The organism is Streptococcus sp. E29BA, assembly GCF_041807805.1.
GTDB classification, from domain to species: domain Bacteria; phylum Bacillota; class Bacilli; order Lactobacillales; family Streptococcaceae; genus Streptococcus; species Streptococcus entericus.
On the sequence record NZ_JBGTZA010000002.1, the window covers coordinates 1 to 15576 of the forward strand.

The window sequence follows — 15576 nt, forward strand, 5'->3', positions numbered from 1 at the left end:
ACACCTATGGTTAAGCGAGTTATCGCTTAACAAAAACACTTTATAAAAATTGTACAGAAAAGGGGTGCCTTTTCAGAACATTACTCTGAAAACTATGCGAAGAATTTATGGTCACGATTTAAGGCATGCATGGGTTATGCTGAGAGATTAGGATATATTTCATCAATGCCATGCAAGGCGTTAGATAATCCTAGAGGCAAGCACCCTGATACACCATTTTGGACTTATATTGAGTTTCAGAACTTTATTAAATCATTTGATTTACAAGATTACGAAGAGTTACAAAGATTCACAACTATTTGGTTATATTATATGACAGGTGTTCGTGTGAGTGAAGGTTTATCGTTATGGTGGGAAGATGTCGATTTTGAGCATAAATTCTTGAAGGTTCATACAACCTTGGAAAAGGATGAAAATGGAAATTGGTACCGCAAAGACCAAACCAAAACACCAGCTGGAGAACGCCTTATTGAATTAGATGATGTGACAATATCAGTATTGGAAAACTGGCGAAAAAATCAAGTTTCCAATCAAGATACAGATTACATCATTTCACAATTTGGTGAACCGTTTTGTAAATTAACAATCTGTCGAATTATCAAGAGAAAAGCTCAAGAAGTTGGAGTACCGGTGATAACAGGAAAAGGTTTGAGACATAGCCATGCTTCTTATCTCATAAATGTTTTGCAGAAAGATATTTTATATGTAGCAAGACGAATGGGACATGCTGATAAATCTACAACTTTGAATACATATAGTCACTGGTTTAATGCATTAGATAAAACAGTATCAGAAGAAATCACTCAAAATGTAATTAGTGCAGGACTAGATTCCATTTTATGCCAAAATTCCTGCCAAACTCTGAGTAAAGGCTAAAAAGCCTATTATATCACCAACAGAGTAACGTGTGTTATTGTTACTCTTAAATAATCGATATCAGATTGTTTAAGGCTGAAAGCCTAGTATTATAGCCTTTTCAATGAGTTAAGGCGATTAAAAAATGGAAAGTCACCCCACAATTTTTTGTGAGGGTGTCTTTTTGCAACATTTAGTCTAGTAGGGTAATAGTGTCACACCTTAGGGTGATGAAAAGATAGAAGGAAATGGATTTTATTCCATTCTAGTAAGCCTATCAGTAGCATTATAACAGATTTTCGCTCGCTCATGTTGATATCTGCTAGAAAACTAAGGAAAAGTAGCTTTTTAGTTGAAGCTGAGCAGGGGCAAATCAGGTAGGTATTTTCAAATAATGCCGCAGAGCATTTACAGAAAATTCTTTTCTAAAAAGTTCAAGGAAAAGAAAAAAGTTGAAGAACAGTACTTGAAACGTTTCTGTCTTCAACTCAGTAATTGTCTAAAGAAATGCGGAGGAAGGGATTTGAACCCTCACACCCTACGGGCACATGCGCCTGAAGCATGCGTGTCTGCCGTTCCACCACCTCCGCAGGTGATATAACTATCTTAGCTGATTTTATGAAAAAAATCAAGCCTTAGGCAGAACTTTTTTAACCTTCCTAGTCATTCAGTAGCAGTTTTCCAGAGTGAACGAGGGAGTGGGCCAAAAATCGATAACCCAAGGGGGTCGATGTTGTTGCTCACCCCTCGCAAAGTTGAGTAGGGCTGTTATAGCTGATAGCATCAGCGTATTAGGGAGGAGAGTTGCTTTGCAACTCACGATTCCCCACCGTCAAGGCTCAAGCACCTTGAAGCATTCAGCAGTGGTTCATTGGTGCTGAAATACCTAATGAACTGTGCAAGGGCAGCTCTAAAACTGGCAAAGCCAGTAAAAGTTGCTTCCGATCACTGCGTATTGCAAGTAATACCTTATCAACGTTGAAGTTGGAGACTTTTGTCTCAGCCCCAGTACCTATACTAGAGACATTTGATAAAGTATGGTATAATAAAAACAAAAACAGAGGAGTTCATTTGCGAGGAAGAATTATTAAGGCCTTGGCAGGTTTTTACTATGTTGAGGCAGACGGACAGGTTTATCAAACCAGAGCGCGTGGCAATTTTAGAAAGACAGGACAGACGCCTTATGTAGGCGATTGGGTTGACTTTTCTGCTGAGGAGCAGTCAGAGGGTTATATCCTAGCCATCGAGGAACGCCATAACGCTTTGGTGCGTCCACCTATCGTCAACATTGATCAGGCGGTCGTTATCATGTCGGCGCGTGAGCCTGACTTCAATCCCAACCTGCTGGATCGCTTTTTGGTGCTTTTGGAGCACAAGCAGATTCACCCCATCATTTACATTACCAAGCTGGATTTAGTTGGGGAAATGGCAGAGCTGGACGAGATTCGCAGGCAGTATGAGAAGATAGGTTATGAGGTCTGCTATAGTGTCGAGGAGCTAGCGCCTCTTCTGACTAATCAGGTGACGATCTTTATGGGACAAACTGGAGTGGGCAAGTCTACTCTACTCAATAAAATTGCCCCAGATTTAAAGCTCGAAACAGGCGAGATTTCAGATAGTCTAGGTCGAGGACGCCATACCACGCGAGCGGTCAGTTTTTATGATGTCTTCGGTGGCAAGATTGCGGATACCCCAGGTTTTTCCTCCCTCGACTATCAAGTGACCACTAGCGAAGACCTCAACCAGGCCTTTCCAGACATCTCAAAGGTCAGCCAGTCTTGCAAGTTTCGCACCTGTACCCATACCCATGAGCCAGCCTGTGCCGTGAAACCGGCAGTAGCAGCTGGTGACATCTGGCAGGTTAGGTATGATAACTATTTGCAACTGCTCAGCGAAATTGACAACCGCCGTGGAACTTACAAAAAAGTTGCTAAGAAAAAATAAATGACATATCCTTGTCCCCTTTTTAAAGCCGTCGTTCCCATATCTATGTAGAAAGAGGTAACCCATGTCTTCTTACAAAATCGCCCCATCCATCCTAGCTGCTGACTACGCCAATTTTGCCAGTGAATTGCAGCGCATTGAGAAAAGCGGTGCAGACTATGTCCACATCGACCTCATGGACGGTCAGTTTGTGCCTAATATTAGTTTTGGGACAGATGTTGTTGCCAGTATGCGCAAACACAGCAAGCTGGTCTTTGATGTCCATCTCATGGTGGTTAATCCAGAGCGTTATGTGGAGGCCTGCGCCCAAGCAGGGACAGATATTATGACCATCCACACTGAGAGCACTACCCACATTCATGGTGCACTGCAAAAAATCAAGGCAGCGGGTATGAAGGCTGGTGTGGTCATTAACCCTGGCACGCCAGTTGAAGCCCTCTTTCCTGTGCTAGAGTTGGTCGATCAGGTGCTCATCATGACGGTTAACCCAGGGTTTGGTGGTCAAGCCTTTATTCCAGAAACCATGTCCAAGGTCGTTCGAATCGCAAAAGAGCGTGCTCGCCTTGGCTTGAGCTTTGATATCGAGGTGGACGGTGGCATTGATGACCAGACCATTGTCCTAGCAAAAGAAGCAGGCGCCAACGTCTTTGTCGCTGGTTCCTACCTGTTCAAGCAAGACCTGACAGCTGGTGTTGCTCGCCTGCGTGAGGTGCTAGATGCCTAGGATTGCCCTCTGCTTGGGTGGTCAGCCGACTCTTGTGCCACGTACCTTCGATGCTTATGTTGGTGTTGACCGAGCCTGTCTCTTTCTTTTGGAACATGGGCTGGCGCTGGATATGGCAGTGGGGGATTTTGATTCGGTGACAGCAGAAGAGCTTGCGACCATCAAACATCATGCTCTGATACTTCATCAAGCGCCGGCTGAAAAAAACGACACGGATGCTGAACTCGCCCTCAAACTAATTTTTGCCCAATACCCGACAGCTGAAGTGACAATTTTTGGTGCCTTTGGTGGGCGACTGGACCATGAATTGTCCAATCTCTTCTTGCCCAGCGACCCAGAACTTGCGCCCTACATGCAGCAACTGGTTTTGGTCGATGACCTGAACCGTGTCCAGTTTTTCCCGGTTGGCAGCCATGAGGTCACACAGGCAGAAGGGATGACCTATCTTGCTTTTATGGCATCAGGCGAGGGACAATTCACCATTCAAGGAGCTAAATACGAGATGACGCGCAGCACATTTTTCCAAAAAAAAATCTATAGTAGCAATGAATTTTTGGGACAGCCCGTTTGCTTTAGCCTAGATGAAGGGTATGCAGTGGTGATTCAGTCCCGAGATAGGAGGGCGTGATGGCTCTGTTGACCCTTGTCATGGTGGTTTTGGTGTTGTTGGTGCTGATCATCGTTCTCTGGAAGCAACGGCAACAGCAAGATCAACTCATCAAAACTTTAGAGAACCAAGCTGATAACCTCTCAGACCAACTGACTTATTTAATTGACATGGCAGGAAAAAATCAGCTCCTTGCCCAACAGGAGCAGTTGCTCCGCCTGCAAGATGGGCTTTATCAGCAATCTAGTGACCTACGAGAAGCTTTATACGATAATTTAACAGCCAGTCGCAATCAGACGGATCACCGCTTGGAGCAGTTGCAGACCCAGCTGACACTTGCGATTAAAGATTTGCAGACCTCTAATGAGCATCGCTTGGAAGATATGCGCCAAACGGTATCTGAAAAACTCGATCAAACCCTCAATCAGCGCTTGCAGACCTCCTTTGAGACGGTATCCAAGCAGCTGGAGAGTGTCAATCAAGGTCTGGGGGAAATGAAGACAGTAGCGCGTGATGTTGGTAGCCTGAGCAAAGTGTTATCAGGTAGCAAGACACGGGGGATTCTTGGAGAAATTCAACTGGCTCAGATTATTGAGGATATGCTGACCCCTAGCCAATACGAACGTGAGTTTGCGACGGTATCAGGTTCTAGTGAGCGAGTCGAATATGCGATTAAACTCCCTGGCCAAGCATCAGACACCCCAGTCTATCTGCCCATCGATGCCAAGTTTCCGCTAGAAGACTATTACCGTCTGGAAGAGGCATATGAACTGGCTGACCGTGACGGCATTGATCAGCACCGCAAAGCCCTGATGACCAGCGTCAAACGCTTCGCCAAGGACATTCAAAAAAAATACCTGAACCCGCCTGAAACGACCCAGTTTGGGATTCTCTTTTTACCGACGGAAGGTCTCTATGCCGAGGTGGTTAGGCAGGCTGATTTCTTTGACCGCTTGCGACGGGAGGAGCAGATTTTGGTGGCTGGGCCATCGACCTTATCGGCTCTACTGAACGCTCTATCAGTTGGTTTTAAGACCCTCAATATCCAAAAAAACGCGGATGACATCAGTAAGGTCTTGGGCAATGTTAAGACGGAATTTGGGAAGTTTTCTGGGCTTTTAACTAAGGCGCAAAAACAGCTCAATACCGCCAGTCGTACCTTGGACAGCGTTTTAACGACCAGAACTAATGCTATCGTGCGTGCCTTGACCACCATTGAGGCCTATCAAGACAGTCAGACCCAGTCGCTACTTGATTTGCCCCTTTTAGAAGATGAGGAAGATAATGAAGATTAATCAAATGAAAAAGGATGAGATTTTTACTGGTTTCTATCTCATCAAATCGGCTGACGTCAGAAAGACGCGGGCAGGCAAAGATTATATTGCCTTGACCTTCCAAGATGATACTGGAGAAATTTCAGGTAACCTCTGGGATGCCCAACCCTACAATATCGACACCTTTACCACAGGACGTGTGGTAAAAGTCAAAGGACGCAGAGAAGTTTACAATGGGATGCCTCAGGTCAATCAGCTCGTCATGCGGTTGCCAAAAGATGGCGAGCCGAATGACCCTGCTGATTTTAAGGAGAAATCACCAGTTGACTCTGCGGATGTTCGTGATTATCTGGAGCAGATGCTCTTTAAAATTGAAAATGCGACTTGGCAACGCATCGTTCGCGCCCTATACCGTAAGTACAACAAAGAATTTTTTACCTACCCTGCTGCAAAGACCAATCACCATGCCTTTGAGGCAGGTTTGGCCTATCATACAGCGACCATGGTTCGCTTGGCAGAGGCGATTGGGGATATTTACCCTGCACTCAACAAGAGCTTGCTCTATGCTGGGGTAATGCTCCATGATCTGGCTAAGGTTATCGAGTTAACTGGTCCTGACAATACGGAGTATACCATCAGGGGGAATTTGATTGGGCATATTGCCCTGGTCAATGAAGAAATTACCAAGATCATCACTGAACTAAACATCGATGATACTAAAGAAGATGTGACGGTGCTCCGCCATGTTCTGCTCAGTCACCATGGGCAGTTGGAGTATGGCAGTCCTGTTCGTCCAAAGATTATGGAGGCAGAAATCCTCCATATGATTGATAATATCGATGCGGAGATGATGATGATGACAACAGCACTCAATCGCATTGAACCAGGTGAAATGACAGCAAAAATCTTTGCCATGGATAATCGATCCTTTTACAAACCACGGTTTTAAGACGAATACCAAGAGAGACGGGCAATTTGAGCAAAAATGTTCGTCTTTTCTTTTGAATTATGATATAATGGGGAGAACATGAAAAGGTGGCTAATAACATGAAAATAAAACGCAGTGAACGTATGGTTGTCATCTCCAACTATTTGATTAACAACCCCTATAAATTAACCGGTTTGAATGTTTTTGCTGAAAAATATGAAGCAGCAAAATCATCAATCTCTGAGGATATTTCCATCATTAAAAGAGCTTTTGAAAGCAGTGGCATTGGTGAGGTGGAGACCGTTACTGGTGCGGCTGGGGGTGTCATTTTTACACCGATGATTTCAGAAGAAGAAGCCCGTCAAACAGCTTTAGAGCTGTGCGAGCGCTTGTCAGAAAGCAATCGGATTCTTCCTGGAGGCTACATCTACCTATCTGATTTATTGAGCACACCAAAACTCCTGAGAAACATCGGGCGTATCATTGCTCATAGCTTCAAAGGAGAAAAGATTGATGCGGTCATGACAGTTGCGACCAAAGGGGTGCCTTTAGCTAATGCTGTGGCCAATGTCCTTAATGTGCCTTTTGTTATCGTTCGCCGTGACCTCAAAATCACAGAAGGGTCAACGGTCAGTGTTAACTACGTTAGTGGTTCAAGTGGAGACCGTATCGAAAAAATGTTCTTGTCCAAACGTAGCCTAGCGCCAGGTAGCCGTGTCTTGATTGTTGATGATTTCTTAAAAGGCGGCGGGACAATCTCAGGTATGGCCAGCTTATTGGAAGAGTTTGACTCAACCTTGGTTGGAGTGGCTGTTTTTGCAGACAATACCCAAGAGCACCGTGAGCACTTCGCTTATAAATCTTTGCTTAGTGTGTCTAGCATTGATGTCAAATCACATACCGTCAAGGTGGAACTTGGCAATATCTTTGACCAATAAGGTTATCATCCCTTATGAGTATTCAACTGATAAGGGTGTTTCTTGTTTCCCTACATTAGTCGGGGTTGATCTCGCATGTTACGGAGGTAGTAGTAAATGAAAGTGGCGTTTGTTTGTCTTGGCAATATCTGTCGTAGTCCGATGGCGGAGTTTGTGATGAAACAGCTGGCGCAAGACCATGACCATCATCTGACGGTTGTCAGTCGTGCCACATCAAGCTGGGAGCATGGTAACCCAATTCATCGGGGCACCCAAGACACGCTTAATCGTTACGGCGTGTCTTATGACACTCACAAAACATCGCAGCAGATTAGTCTTGCAGACTTGGAAGACTATGATGTGGTGATTGGGATGGACGACCAAAATGTCATTGATTTGAAAAAGCTTTCGGCAGGTCGCTACGATGACAAAATCTTTCTCTTCTGCGATGGCGGAGTTCCTGACCCTTGGTACACAGGCGATTTTGAAGAGACTTATCACTTAGTAACAAGGGGGTGCCAATCATGGTTGGACAGATTAAAGAACAACTAAACCGAATAGCTAAAAACCAATCGTTTGACCGTCCTTTGTTAGAAAAATTAGCCTTTCTATTTGTCTTCTTGATGAGCCTAACCCTTCTGATGGCAACGGTTAGCCGAAAAATAGAGCTCACTCTTGATGATGGGCGCTTAATTTACGTTGGTGATGTCCAAAACCATCGCTTAAATGGCTATGGCGAGCTGACTTATGACAATGGTGATTCTTATAAAGGGCAGTTTAAAAAAGGCGTCTTTCACGGCGAAGGCACCTTTGTTTCTCATTTGGGTTGGACTTACAAAGGGGAGTTCAAAAACGGTCAGGCAGATGGTAAAGGAGTCTTAAACACTGAGGATAAAGCTGTTTATGACGGCACATTTAAACAAGGGATTTATCAAAAATGAAGATAAAATGGTTTTCAATCATACGAGTGGTCGGTCTCCTTTTGGTCTTGGCTTATCACTTCTTTCAAAAGCAATTTTCAGGTGGATTTATTGGGGTTGACCTCTTTTTCACCTTTTCTGGCTATCTGGTCACAGCTGTTTTTATCGATGAGTTTAGTCAAACCGGTCAGATTGACTTAGCAAGTTTTGCCAGACGACGGCTCTACAGAATTTTGCCCCCGTTGGTCTTATCTGTTTTAGTCACCTTGCCTTTCACGCTACTGGTTAGACTAGACTTTGTCGCCAGTATCGGGCGTCAGGTGGCGGCAGCCCTAGGATTTGTAACCAATTTTTATGAAATCCTAACAGGTGGCAATTACGAAGCGCAATTTATTCCGCATTTGTTTGTCCATACCTGGAGTTTGGCGATTGAGGTCCAATTCTACCTGTTCTGGGGATTATTGGTTTGGTTCTTATCACGACGAGAAACACGTATCAACCGACTGAGGGGGAACTTATTTCTCTTGTCTGCTTGTTTATCGCTGGTGACATTTTCAAGCATGTTTATCAGTAGCTTCTTTGTGAGCAACTATTCGACCATTTACTTTTCTAGTTTGACTCATGTTTTTCCCTTCTTTTTAGGGGCTTATTTGGCAACGCTGGTAGGATTGCTCGAGACGACATCTTTTTACAGACGCCTGAGCCAACGGCTTAAAAAACAAGAGTTAGCCTTGCTGGCAACGGGAGCTGGTCTCGTTCTTCTTCTATTGGGTCTATTTTTGGACTTTAATCATATTTTTTCTTATTTATTTGGTTTTCTCTTGTCTAGTTTGGCAACCCTTGTCTTGATTGTGGTTTGTCGCATTTGGAGTGACCGAACACCAGACGGAGTCAATGAGCCTCCGGTGCTCAGTTTTTTAGCTAACATCAGCTATGGTGTTTATCTTTTTCATTGGCCACTGTACAATATCTTTAAAGAAGTAATGCCAAACCTGTTAGCTGTTTTACTCACGACTGCTTTATCACTGATTTTTGCCAGTGCTTCATTTTACCTTCTTGAGCCTTGGTTAGCAGGGGGACAAGCAAAAATCTGGGGTCAAGTCATTGATATCGCCCCTTATCGTCGCTGGTTGCAAGGAGGTCTTGCGGTATTTACAGCAGTTGCCTTGCTCATTATCAGCTTTGCCCCTGCTACTGGTGACTTTGAGCGGCAGATGATGGTCGATAACCTGCATCAGGCAGCGACGCAACTGCAACAGACACGCACTCTTGCTGGACAAGAAAAAGCATCTAAATATGATATCACAGAAGGTGTGACTATCATTGGGGACTCAGTTACCTTGCGGGCGAGCAAATCAATCACAGAAGCACTTCCTGAAGCTCTTGTCGATGCGCAAGGGAGCCGCAACCTCGCACAAGCCAATGAGATTGTTGCTAACCATATTGCTAACGGAAGTTTAACAAAGTATCTTGTCATTGGAACGGGTGTTAATACTATCTATAATTATCAGGAGGAGCTTGACCGACTGGTAGAACAATTGCCAAAAGGCTACCACTTAATCTTAATAACGCCTTATGACGGTAACTCAGCGACATATGATAATCCTGTTGCGCAAAAAACTCGTGATTATGAACTAACCCTAGCCAAGACATATGATTTTATTACCTTGGCTGACTGGCACCAGACCGCTTTGTCAAATCCAGATATTTGGGTGGGTAGTGATAATATCCACTTCGGAGGTGATGGGGACGGCATTGTAAAAGGTGCGACGCTTTACGCTCAAACGATTCAAAAAGCAATTGAGGAAGCTAAAACAAAACCGGTCAAAAATTGATTCCGGCCTTTCAAATAAAACCGGCTACTGATTAACTGTAGTGGGTTAATCACTCCTAGAACCGAGAGAGGACAATTGTGTTCTTCTCTCGTTTTATGTTTAAAGCAATGAAAATGCGAGTTTTGAAGTTTTCATTTTCGGAAGCCGAATGTTTTCATTCTTAATGATGTGGATAAAATTGTTTGTAGTTTCAAGTTTGGTGTTTTAATAAGTTAATTCACGAATAAAAAATTATAAAGCAAGTAGCATGATTAATGGTTGTATGCTATAATAAGTCCAGGAGGATGATCATGAAAAATCAACGCAAGAAGTTCTACTTGACAATTCCTGTTTTTCTGGGAATGCTATTGGCTTCTGGTAAAGTAGCCGCTAATGAAACATCTGCAGAGCAACCACCCGTACCACCAACCACCGAACCCTCTCAGGCAACAACTATAACGCCTGCTGAATCAAGTACTGTTAGTGAGACGACACCTACGGCCGAAGCTAGTCCTGCTATTGCAGTTCGTGCTGCTGTTGAGACCAGCGCAACTACTCCTGCTTCCCAAGTGTCAGAGGAAAGTCTACCAGCTAGTGGGACTTATACCTTTACTGAGCGAGTTGGGGTCAAGAGCGAGCCTAAGATGTCAGCACCAGACCGCGACTACTACACTGAAGGTGAAAAAGCCAACTATGACAAAACTGTCGAGAACGACAACTATCTGTGGATCAGTTACGTCAGCTACTCTGGCAGTCGTAGTTATGTCCCTGTAAAAGATTTAGGAACATCAACTTCCTCAACACCTACTGAAACAGCCAAACCTGTCGCCGAGAAGGCACCTGCCAAAGTCGAGGTTGTCGATTACAAGGAAGATAAGACTAATTTCACGGTCAAAGTGACTGGTTCAAAGGACACTAAGCCATTTTCTCATGTTCGCGTAGCGGTTTGGTCGGAAGATAAAGGACAAGATGATTTGAAATGGTATGAACCTAAGGTATTTAATGACCAGGCAAGTGTTAAGGTTAACAAATAAAATCATTCCAATACCTCAGATGACTGCCACGTCCATGTCTATACGACCTATGAAGACAAAGTAACTATTGGGACAGATCTCGGTAAGATTAAATTATCATCAGCTAGCGGGAGTTATAAGGAAAAAAACCAACAATTTGCAGGTAAATTATTTAATGTAATTGGTGACTATGTAGCAAACGAGCATATGTTATCGCCTCTCGTTTCAGCAATTAAACATATCGAAGATAAGGGGTATCAAGTTGGTTTCAAACTTTCTGATGTTCGTACAAATAAAGGAATTGAGTATAATGCCAATAAACGCTTCTATGAGTGCTAGTACCATTAAAGCACCATTTCTAGTCAGCTTAGCAGAGCAATATCCTGAGAAGATTGCAGAGCACCCTACAGTTATGGAGGCTGTTGCTAAGCAATCGAGCAAGGGGCTATGCTCAATTGCACGAGAACTATGGTCAAGCGGTTATACATCACTGGGCTGATCAATCAGGTATTAGTCGTGATCGCATTAGTCGCCGATGTCCAGATTTGACTCCAAAAGAACTCCATGCTCTTTGGGAAAGCAACTATGAGTACATCCAAGAGGGGGGCTCATGGTAAACAGATTGGTGCCATGTTTGAGACACCAAATCTATCACCGATTAAGTCTGTTTTAGGACAAACTTACAAAACCCAGAGCAAGGCGGGATGGATTGGAGACTTGGACTATCAAGCAGCTAATGATGCGGGCATCATCTATACAACAAAAGGTGATTACATTGTCTCCATCATGTCTAATAGTTATGGTAATTTAGGACTTTTGAATCCATTGGTTAAATCCTTAGATCAATTCCATCAAAATCTATAGTTCATTTTATTGCGATTTATCACAGTCTTAACCCAGATGAAACTTGGTCGCTGTTCTCTTCATCCTGCTTTTGATTTTTACTTCTCAGTTCATAACTAATTTTCCAAACAGAAAATTTGTCATAAAAAAGAGTAATGACGGGAATTTTTAGAAGGCTACAATCGCTTCGAGTTATCACAACAGCGAAACTTCAATAAAGTAAACTAAGTAACTAATCTATCTTTTAAATTTTTATTCTACACCGTAAGGCATAAATAAGCATAATATCCTAGAGGGAATCAAAAAACGATTAGATTTATAGGCTTAGCAGACAAAATAAAGAAATTGTGATAAAAAATTTGAAAATAGTAGTTCTACCACTCCTTGATGACCTGGTCAAGAAGTAGATGACATAAAATTTTAGTGATAATGTCAACTGATTTGAATGATGGTTACTAGGAAATTAAGCTCTTTATTAACCGTATTAGACTGATTACACCTAAGCCTGAGAGAGGATAAATTTTATCCTCTCTTATTTTATGTTTATGGCTAGAAACCATAAAAGTACACCAAAGTTATTTTTTTGACCTAATTTTAGGTGTGTAGTCCATAATTCCTAAGATGGATTCACCCACTATAGCCTTGGTCTTACGAGCTTTAAACATTAAAAGTAACGATAAGGTATTAAACCTGTCCAGCAACAGGGAAGTTCTTATCGTTTTTTCTGTGCTTCGGAGAATAAAAGTTTGCTAGGCAGGAATTGCTTGAGAACGTTCAAAAACTGGGTAGTAATGATTTAGATAATTTATTGACTTGATATAAAAACTTGATTTTTTTAAAGGAAAGGTGTAAACTATATCAGTAAGCGTTTTCTTGTTCAAAATAAAAAACTCGTTGACTTTTGTTAAAAAAATCACAAAAAGGGTTTACAAATGAATGGAAAAGTTGTATAATGAACATGTAAAACAAATGTGAAAAAATTAACAAGAAAAAATCTTGTTAAACAGAGGAGGAAAACCCATGGCTGAAAAATCAGTTAAACCAGAAGACAAAGCACTTAAAGCTCAAGTTCACGTGGATGAGTTGGTGCAAAAAGGTTTTGTTGCGCTTGATGCTTTCCGTCAACTGAACCAAGAACAGGTTGACTACATTGTGGCAAAAGCATCTGTTGCTGCCCTTGATGCGCACGGTATCTTGGCACAACATGCTTACGAAGAAACAGGACGTGGTGTTTTTGAAGATAAGGCCACCAAAAACCTCTTTGCCTGTGAGCACGTGGTCAACAACATGCGTGGTGTGAAAACTGTTGGAGTTATCTCAGATGATCCAATCACAGGTATCACACAAATTGCTGAGCCAGTTGGTGTAGTCTGCGGTGTTACCCCAACAACCAACCCGACCTCAACCACTATCTTCAAATCTCTGATTGCCCTGAAAACCCGTAACCCAATCGTCTTTGGTTTCCACCCATCAGCTCAAGAATCATCAGCTCATGCGGCGCAAATCGTGCGTGACGCAGCGATTGCAGCAGGTGCTCCTGAAAACTGTATTCAATGGATTACTGAACCTTCTATGGAAGCAACAGCAGCTCTGATGAACCACGACGGTATCGCAACCATCCTTGCGACCGGTGGTAACGCCATGGTGCGTGCCGCTTACTCATGTGGTAAACCAGCGCTCGGTGTTGGTGCAGGTAATGTCCCAGCTTATGTGGAAAAATCAGCTGACATCAAACAAGCTGTACATGACATCGTGATGTCTAAGTCCTTTGATAACGGTATGGTTTGTGCGTCTGAGCAAGCTGTTATTATCGACAAAGAGATCTACGATGACTTTGTAGACGAATTCAAATCTTACCACACCTACTTTGTTAACAAGAAAGAAAAAGCCCTCCTTGAAGAGTTCTGCTTCGGCGTGAAAGCCAACAGCAAAAACTGTGCAGGTGCAAAACTCAATGCCAACATCGTTGGTAAACCAGCAGAATGGATTGCAGAGCAAGCAGGTTTCAAAGTACCAGAAGGTACCAACATCTTAGCGGCAGAATGTGCTGAAGTTGGTGAAAACGAGCCACTTACTCGTGAAAAACTCTCTCCAGTTATCGCTGTTTTGAAAGCAGAAGACACCGAAGATGGTCTTGAAAAAGCCCGTCAAATGGTTGAATTCCACGGTCTTGGTCACTCTGCGGCGATCCATACTAAGGACGAAGCTCTTGCCAAAGAATTTGGTACCCGTGTGCGTGCCATGCGTGTTATCTGGAACTCTCCATCTACTTTCGGTGGTATCGGGGACGTTTACAACGCCTTTATTCCATCATTGACCCTTGGTTGTGGTTCTTACGGTCGCAACTCAGTTGGTGACAACGTGAGTGCTGTCAACCTCCTCAACATCAAGAAAGTCGGAAAACGGAGAAACAACATGCAATGGTTCAAAGTACCTTCTAAGATTTACTTCGAGCGCAATTCTATTCAATACCTGCAAACTGCAGAAGGTCTTGAGCGTGTCATGATTGTGACAGACAAGTCCATCGAAAAACTAGGGTTTGTGCAACGTGTGATTGACCAGCTCAACCTGCGTTCTAACAAAGTGACGGTTCAAGTCTTCTCAGATGTTGAGCCAGATCCAGACATCACCACTGTTCGTCGTGGTGCCGAAGTGATGCGTGCCTTTGAGCCAGATACCATTATCGCTTTAGGTGGTGGTTCTCCAATGGACGCTGCGAAAATCATGTGGCTCTTCTACGAGCAACCAGAAGTGGACTTCCGTGATCTGGTTCAAAAATTCATGGACATCCGTAAACGTGCCTTCCGCTTCCCATCATTGGGTGCAAAAGCTAAGTACATCGGTATCCCAACTACATCTGGTACTGGTTCAGAAGTAACGCCATTTGCGGTTGTGTCTGACAAAGCCAATAACCGCAAGTACCCATTGGCGGACTACTCATTGACACCAACTATTGCCATTGTGGATCCAGCTCTTGTAGAGACTGTACCAGGTTTTATCGCAGCAGATACCGGTATGGACGTCTTGACCCACGCGACAGAAGCTTATACCTCAAACTTTGCCAACGACTACACAGACGGTCTCGCTCTTCAAGCCATCAAGTTAGTCTTTGAATACCTTGAAAAATCAGTCAATGATTTTGACAGCGAAGCGCGCGAGAAAATGCACAATGCTTCCACCATGGCTGGTATGGCCTTTGCTAACGCCTTCCTTGGCATGAGCCACTCTATGGCGCACAAGATTGGCGGACGCTTCCACACCGTACACGGTCGGACAAACGCCATCCTCTTGCCATACGTTATCCGCTACAATGGTACTCGCCCATCTAAGACGACAACATGGCCGAAGTACAACTACTGGAAAGCGGATGTGAAATTCCAAGAAATCGCTCGTATGCTTGGTTTGCCATGCGCTACACCGGAAGAAGCGGTTGAGGCTTACGCTAAAGCTGTGTATGACCTCGGTGTGCGTGTCGGTATCAAGATGAACCTACGTGACCAAGGTGTCGACGAGAAAGAACTCAAGAAATACTCTCGTGAATTGGCTCTTCTGGCTTACGAAGACCAATGTTCACCAGCTAACCCACGCTTGCCAATGGTTGACCACATGCAAGAAATCATCGAAGACGCCTACTACGGCTACGCAGAACGCCCAGGACGTCGGAAGTAAAAAAATAAAAGGAAAAGCGATCAGGTAAACTGATTGCTTTTTTCTTGACAAGACTATCGCACTGCGAT

At 43.6% G+C, this 15576-nt stretch carries 13 protein-coding genes, 1 tRNA gene and 2 pseudogenes; 14 read left to right on the top strand and 2 right to left on the bottom strand.

All coding sequences use genetic code 11. The annotated features are described in order from the left end of the window. Window positions 1-75: 75 nt before the first annotated feature. Window positions 76-876 (top strand): annotated as a pseudogene (locus ACERC8_RS00460) (site-specific integrase); the annotation flags it as partial. A 487-nt stretch (window positions 877-1363) separates the two neighbouring features. Here the strand turns inward: ACERC8_RS00460 and ACERC8_RS00465 are convergent. Continuing rightward, window positions 1364-1445, bottom strand: a tRNA-Leu gene (locus ACERC8_RS00465). Window positions 1446-1926: 481 nt separating this feature from the next. Between ACERC8_RS00465 and rsgA the strand changes: the two genes are divergently transcribed. The 9 genes from rsgA to ACERC8_RS00510 all read left to right on the top strand — a co-directional run bounded on the left by rsgA (window position 1927) and on the right by ACERC8_RS00510 (window position 10004). Next, window positions 1927-2799 (top strand): ribosome small subunit-dependent GTPase A, encoded by an 873-nt coding sequence (gene rsgA, locus ACERC8_RS00470; RefSeq protein WP_373657935.1) that lies wholly within the window; start codon window positions 1927-1929, stop codon window positions 2797-2799. Between the two features lie 64 nt (window positions 2800-2863). After that, entirely contained in the window at window positions 2864-3523 is a 660-nt protein-coding gene (gene rpe / locus ACERC8_RS00475) for a ribulose-phosphate 3-epimerase (RefSeq protein WP_373657936.1), read from the top strand. After that, window positions 3516-4151, top strand: coding sequence for a thiamine diphosphokinase (locus ACERC8_RS00480; RefSeq protein ID WP_373657938.1), 636 nt, complete (start codon window positions 3516-3518; stop codon window positions 4149-4151). The genes rpe and ACERC8_RS00480 overlap by 8 nt, the downstream gene beginning before the upstream one ends. Beyond that, complete coding sequence (locus tag ACERC8_RS00485; RefSeq protein ID WP_373657940.1) at window positions 4151-5425, top strand: DNA recombination protein RmuC; 1275 nt, start codon at window positions 4151-4153, stop codon at window positions 5423-5425. Before ACERC8_RS00480 ends, ACERC8_RS00485 begins: the two co-directional genes overlap by 1 nt. Continuing rightward, window positions 5415-6353 (top strand): 3'-5' exoribonuclease YhaM family protein, encoded by a 939-nt coding sequence (locus ACERC8_RS00490; RefSeq protein ID WP_373657941.1) that lies wholly within the window; start codon window positions 5415-5417, stop codon window positions 6351-6353. Before ACERC8_RS00485 ends, ACERC8_RS00490 begins: the two co-directional genes overlap by 11 nt. A gap of 98 nt (window positions 6354-6451) precedes the next feature. Next, window positions 6452-7270, top strand: a complete 819-nt coding sequence (purR, locus tag ACERC8_RS00495; protein WP_373657942.1) for a pur operon repressor — start codon at window positions 6452-6454, stop codon at window positions 7268-7270. Between the two features lie 96 nt (window positions 7271-7366). Further along, complete coding sequence (locus tag ACERC8_RS00500) at window positions 7367-7801, top strand: low molecular weight protein-tyrosine-phosphatase (RefSeq protein WP_373657943.1); 435 nt, start codon at window positions 7367-7369, stop codon at window positions 7799-7801. Next, entirely contained in the window at window positions 7774-8190 is a 417-nt protein-coding gene (locus tag ACERC8_RS00505) for a hypothetical protein (protein WP_373657944.1), read from the top strand. The genes ACERC8_RS00500 and ACERC8_RS00505 overlap by 28 nt, the downstream gene beginning before the upstream one ends. Next, the gene (locus ACERC8_RS00510) at window positions 8187-10004 is read left to right on the top strand and encodes an acyltransferase family protein (protein WP_373657945.1); all 1818 of its coding nucleotides are present in this window, start codon (window positions 8187-8189) and stop codon (window positions 10002-10004) included. Before ACERC8_RS00505 ends, ACERC8_RS00510 begins: the two co-directional genes overlap by 4 nt. A 55-nt stretch (window positions 10005-10059) precedes the next feature. Here the strand turns inward: ACERC8_RS00510 and ACERC8_RS00515 are convergent. Continuing rightward, window positions 10060-10208: pseudogene (locus ACERC8_RS00515) on the bottom strand (ISL3 family transposase); the annotation flags it as partial. Between the two features lie 86 nt (window positions 10209-10294). On the opposite strand from ACERC8_RS00515, the gene ACERC8_RS00520 reads away from it, so the two are divergent. From ACERC8_RS00520 to adhE, 4 genes are all read left to right on the top strand, one after another. Continuing rightward, window positions 10295-11017 (top strand): SH3 domain-containing protein, encoded by a 723-nt coding sequence (locus tag ACERC8_RS00520; protein ID WP_373657946.1) that lies wholly within the window; start codon window positions 10295-10297, stop codon window positions 11015-11017. A 307-nt stretch (window positions 11018-11324) separates the two neighbouring features. Further along, window positions 11325-11495: a hypothetical protein gene (locus ACERC8_RS00525; RefSeq protein ID WP_373657947.1), complete on the top strand. Its 171-nt coding sequence runs from the start codon at window positions 11325-11327 to the stop codon at window positions 11493-11495. 86 nt (window positions 11496-11581) lie between these two features. Continuing rightward, window positions 11582-11860 (top strand): hypothetical protein, encoded by a 279-nt coding sequence (locus ACERC8_RS00530; protein WP_373657948.1) that lies wholly within the window; start codon window positions 11582-11584, stop codon window positions 11858-11860. Between the two features lie 999 nt (window positions 11861-12859). Next, window positions 12860-15508, top strand: a complete 2649-nt coding sequence (adhE, locus tag ACERC8_RS00535) for a bifunctional acetaldehyde-CoA/alcohol dehydrogenase (protein ID WP_373657949.1) — start codon at window positions 12860-12862, stop codon at window positions 15506-15508. Window positions 15509-15576: the final 68 nt, after the last annotated feature.

Bases quoted from the DNA above. Each gene is read 5' to 3' on its own strand.
- purR (WP_373657942.1), top strand. From the start codon at position 6,452: ATGAAAATAAAACGCAGTGAACGTATGGTTGTCATCTCCAACTATTTG.
- rpe (WP_373657936.1), top strand. From the start codon at position 2,864: ATGTCTTCTTACAAAATCGCCCCATCCATCCTAGCTGCTGACTACGCC.
- adhE (WP_373657949.1), top strand. From the start codon at position 12,860: ATGGCTGAAAAATCAGTTAAACCAGAAGACAAAGCACTTAAAGCTCAA.
- ACERC8_RS00505 (WP_373657944.1), top strand. From the start codon at position 7,774: ATGGTTGGACAGATTAAAGAACAACTAAACCGAATAGCTAAAAACCAA.
- ACERC8_RS00485 (WP_373657940.1), top strand. From the start codon at position 4,151: ATGGCTCTGTTGACCCTTGTCATGGTGGTTTTGGTGTTGTTGGTGCTG.
- ACERC8_RS00510 (WP_373657945.1), top strand. From the start codon at position 8,187: ATGAAGATAAAATGGTTTTCAATCATACGAGTGGTCGGTCTCCTTTTG.
- ACERC8_RS00480 (WP_373657938.1), top strand. From the start codon at position 3,516: ATGCCTAGGATTGCCCTCTGCTTGGGTGGTCAGCCGACTCTTGTGCCA.
- ACERC8_RS00525 (WP_373657947.1), top strand. From the start codon at position 11,325: ATGAGTGCTAGTACCATTAAAGCACCATTTCTAGTCAGCTTAGCAGAG.
- ACERC8_RS00500 (WP_373657943.1), top strand. From the start codon at position 7,367: ATGAAAGTGGCGTTTGTTTGTCTTGGCAATATCTGTCGTAGTCCGATG.
- ACERC8_RS00520 (WP_373657946.1), top strand. From the start codon at position 10,295: ATGAAAAATCAACGCAAGAAGTTCTACTTGACAATTCCTGTTTTTCTG.
- ACERC8_RS00530 (WP_373657948.1), top strand. From the start codon at position 11,582: ATGAGTACATCCAAGAGGGGGGCTCATGGTAAACAGATTGGTGCCATG.
- ACERC8_RS00490 (WP_373657941.1), top strand. From the start codon at position 5,415: ATGAAGATTAATCAAATGAAAAAGGATGAGATTTTTACTGGTTTCTAT.